The 3,666-nt window shown below is 60.0% G+C and carries 1 protein-coding gene and 4 pseudogenes; 2 read left to right on the top strand and 3 right to left on the bottom strand.

Features of this window, described 5'->3' with window-relative positions:
- A pseudogene (locus tag JWR89_RS26125) lies at nt 1-133 on the bottom strand (NADH-quinone oxidoreductase subunit D); the annotation flags it as partial.
- Nucleotides 134-521: 388 nt separating this feature from the next.
- Here JWR89_RS26125 and JWR89_RS26120 point away from each other — a divergent pair.
- Both JWR89_RS26120 and JWR89_RS26115 read left to right on the top strand, forming a co-directional pair.
- A pseudogene (locus JWR89_RS26120) lies at nt 522-1,120 on the top strand (transposase); the annotation flags it as partial.
- A gap of 575 nt (nt 1,121-1,695) precedes the next feature.
- Nucleotides 1,696-1,935, top strand: a complete 240-nt coding sequence (locus JWR89_RS26115) for a hypothetical protein (RefSeq protein WP_299721099.1) — start codon at nt 1,696-1,698, stop codon at nt 1,933-1,935.
- A 504-nt stretch (nt 1,936-2,439) separates the two neighbouring features.
- Here JWR89_RS26115 and JWR89_RS26110 read toward each other — a convergent pair.
- Nucleotides 2,440-3,468 (bottom strand): annotated as a pseudogene (locus tag JWR89_RS26110) (ATP-dependent DNA ligase).
- A pseudogene (locus JWR89_RS26105) lies at nt 3,461-3,666 on the bottom strand (hypothetical protein); the annotation flags it as partial. The pseudogenes JWR89_RS26110 and JWR89_RS26105, both read right to left, overlap by 8 nt.

Below are 3,666 nucleotides of genomic sequence, written 5' to 3'. Positions count from 1 at the left end.
GCCCGATATGCGGATCCACCCGCGTCACTATCTCTCCGTCCAACTCTAGAATCAGCCGCAAGACGCCATGCGCAGCAGGATGCTGTGGGCCGAAGTTTATTGTTATGGATCCACTGCCGGCAGCGTCAATCATCGAATCCTCTATTGATTAGATACTGGTTTAGCGCCCGTTATCGAGTCCGTCCTGGTGACTCATGATGATGTTACCGCGCCAAACAGCGGGAACGGCGGGGGCGTTGTCGTCTTCCATCGTGTTCCTTCCGGATCCTTGTTTCTGAGCAGAACGAACATTGGCAGACGCCGTTCCGGTGCGAGAGCAGAAACATGCGGCTACTAGGGACGCCGTTTTGCGGTTTGCTTGGGATTCGAATCGTCAGGCACGCTTGGCTTGCGAGCTCGGTTTTGAAGCGGCCATGGGCTGCTCGGTCAGCTCAAATCCGATTTAGCGGCGCGAGTTCAAAGCCATCGGAGTAAAGCTGCATCAACGCATACGCTCGTCTGCTACGTCATATCACTGTGACATTTTGTTCATTCTTTCCACGGGTTGCCAGTGGCGGGCGCTGCTATGAGAATTCCCTCCAAATTCTACGGTCCAGAGCTATTTTATGCCTGGTGATACCGGACGATGGCACAAGATCGTTCGGGCGCTGGTGAAACAGGCGCGCCGGTATCTCGGCCACAAGCCGAAGCCCACGACAGCGGTCATTGACAGTCAAAGGGCGCCGACCCCGGCTGGCGGCCCCGGGCTTCGATGCTGGCAAGCGGGTTTGCGGGCGCAAAAGGCACATCGTCACCGACACCAACGCCTTCTGCTCGCGGTCCATGTCCGGCCAACGTTCAGGATTGTCATGACGCTGCGCCACTGCTGAAAGACCTGCGACGCCGCGGGCGGTGGACCATTGAGATCGTCGAGCGCCCAAGGGGTGTCAAAGGCTTTGCACTTCTGCCACGGCGATGGGTCATCGAACGAACCTTCGCCTGGTTAGGCCGGTGCAGACGTCTCACAAAGGACTTCGTGAGATTGACAGCAACAGAGGTCGCATGGATCTTCGTTGCCCATGTCAGACTCCTGACCCGACGCTCGCCAATGCCTCAAAACATTGATCGCATTTTGAGTTAGGCTCTTAGGCGACCTGTGGTGTCGACCGGTCCCTTCACGGAAAACCCTCAGCCCGCGGGGCCGGCCGCCGGCAAGGCGCCCGCCGGAGCGAAGAAGCCGTTTGCAAAGCGGTCGATACCACCAGCGAGCGCGCTCGATGAAAAGGACGCCCGCCGAGCTGCCCACGCGTTTGAGCAACAGCAAAGGCAGCGGGACGAGGAACGGTTGAAGGCACAAGCCGCCGAGACGAAGGATCGCGAGCGATGACCGCACGCGATCGACAAGGCCCAAGCCGCCATCGACGGCGGAACGGGATGCTGATGAAGCCGTGGCGGAGATCAAGGCCAAGCGCCGCGCCCTTGAGGCGCGATCGGAGAAGGAAGATGCGCGGTGGGCGCGACAAAGGGAAAGCTTACGGGCCAGCTTGCGAGGCGCATATGACGACACCTAGTCTAGGTTGCCGACATTTCAGTCTATCGAAAAAGCGCCGGGCCCGTCAGCGGGAGTTGTGTAAACGCGATCCCCCGTCCGAGTTGCAACTTTATCGCTTGGTGCGCGTTTCGCCCCAAACCATCAGGCGTCTCAGAGGGAAGATCATGGCCAATGAGATGCATTCGGACGGCGTCGATGTTAGCAACGGAACGTACGATTCCGTTAGCCCTGCCGGCAAGCAGGAACCGGATCAGGTCAGGGATACCACGACGCCCACGCAGGCGGCACAGTCCGGCGCGGACGTCCGTGCCGAGCCGGTGCCGGGCACGCAGGATCCCATTCCAGAAGGCCTGCTTCGTGAACGCAATGGTCCAATGAATCCGACGCGGGGCCGCGGCCACTGACGGTTCGTTGTGTAGTTCCCATAGCGCAGCGGTGGGCGGAGCACGTGAACGTCGGTTGGTCATATTAGTGCGATGTGTTCGCCGGCCAGCAGGCGTATTTCAAGAATTTCATAAACGCCTGCAGCTCCTCGATTGGGTCGCAGTTCGTTCGCAGCACCGCAGCCTCGATTGCTGGCCCTAGGCCCAACGACGTTCTGCCGAGGCTGCGCGCATTCTGGAACCTACCGCCACCCGGCAATCTCCGGTATCCAACTACTAGATGTCGGGTTATCTCGAGGCTGGGCGAATGCCGCTCGCAGCCGGTTGTTTGGCAGCGGCGGGCATTTTCCGTCGTAGCTCCCGTCTCCGCTGGGGAGCTTCCGCGGTCAATACGATCTGGGAGCGATGCGGGAGCGATTCGCGAATTGATCGACTTCGATTACCTAAAACGCACCGTTCGGGCCCGTCCTGGACGCTTTGGAGAGCCTGCGACGTTCGTCATCGATCTGTTCGCTCGCGATGGAGCTACAAGTCGTTTGCCAGCAACAACCTGGGCGCCACTATCATGTGCTCAAGCTGGTCCATAGTGCACTGGTTTGGCTTCTTGTCGGGACGCCAACGCAGGATTGACGTGCCGTGGCGAAATCGGCAGGACACTTCGACCACGAACTTTGGCTTGACCGGCTGCCATTCGGAAGACCGCGCTGAAGACCATCGACTAGGCCGGCCAGGCACATTCGCGGTAAAACTGCGCGAAGCAACGATAGCTACGAGTCGGTCGGGGAGTGCCGGTTTGTCGACTGCCTTAATAGCAGAACAGAAGCCGACATGGTGAAGTTCACCACTTGGGTCATAGAGGCCCAGCAGCAAGGAACCGGCAACCTTGCGTCCCGCTGTCAATTTTTAACCATAGCGAAAACCGCCGATGACGCAGTCTGCGCTGCGGTAACGCTTGATTTTTTGCATGCCCTCGCGATTGCCGGCTTGGTAGGCGACGTCGATGCGCTTGGCGATGACGCCGTCGCTACCACCGCCCGCCTGGCTTAGCCACCGATCGGCGCGCTCGGCGTCTGCCGTCGCAGGCGAAAGGTAAAACAAGCCGCGCGCGCCGAAACAACGCGCTGCGAAACTTTCCAGCGCGGGCCGCCGCTTTGTCAGCGGTGCTTCGGCCAGATCGCGTTTCCCGCGGCGGAGTATATCGAATGCCAGGCAGACGGCCGGGGTCGCAGCAGACAGCTTTTTAATACGGCTTTGCGCCGGGTGAATTCGCTGCAGCAGATCGTCGAAGGAGAAGCGATCGCCCGCCGGCACCACCAGTTCTCCGTCGAGTAAGAAGCGTTTTTCCGGCAGCGTCAGTGCGGCCGTCTCGACCTCGGGAAAATAGCGCTTGAGGTCCCGACCGGATTTCGAGAGCATTGTGATGGCATCGCCATCGCGCGACAACAGGCAGCGGAAGCCATCCCACTTCGGCTCGTACTGCCATTGCTCGCCGCTGGGGATCGCGTTGACCGATCGCGCTTCCCTCGCCTCCGGCAATTCAACAGCCTTACGCATTGTGCAGCCGCTGCGCAAGAGACCGCTCTTTCGGAGCGATCACACGATCCGCACCAGCGCGCAGACTGGCCGGCAGCGACTTGTGAATATGTGTCGCAGCGATTGCGGCATGGCCGGTGGCCACTGCGATCTGATGCAGGTCTGACACCACATCACCGGCGGCATAAAGGCCATCAATCGTCGTTTGCTGATGTTCGT

The organism is Tardiphaga sp., assembly GCF_028290785.1.
GTDB lineage: Bacteria > Pseudomonadota > Alphaproteobacteria > Rhizobiales > Xanthobacteraceae > Tardiphaga.
This window is presented reverse-complemented; position numbering and strand designations above follow the sequence as displayed.

What these genes read in the sequence shown, in the direction of transcription:
- JWR89_RS26115 (WP_299721099.1), top strand. Translation starts at nt 1,696, where the DNA reads ATGGCCAATGAGATGCATTCGGACGGCGTCGATGTTAGCAACGGAACG.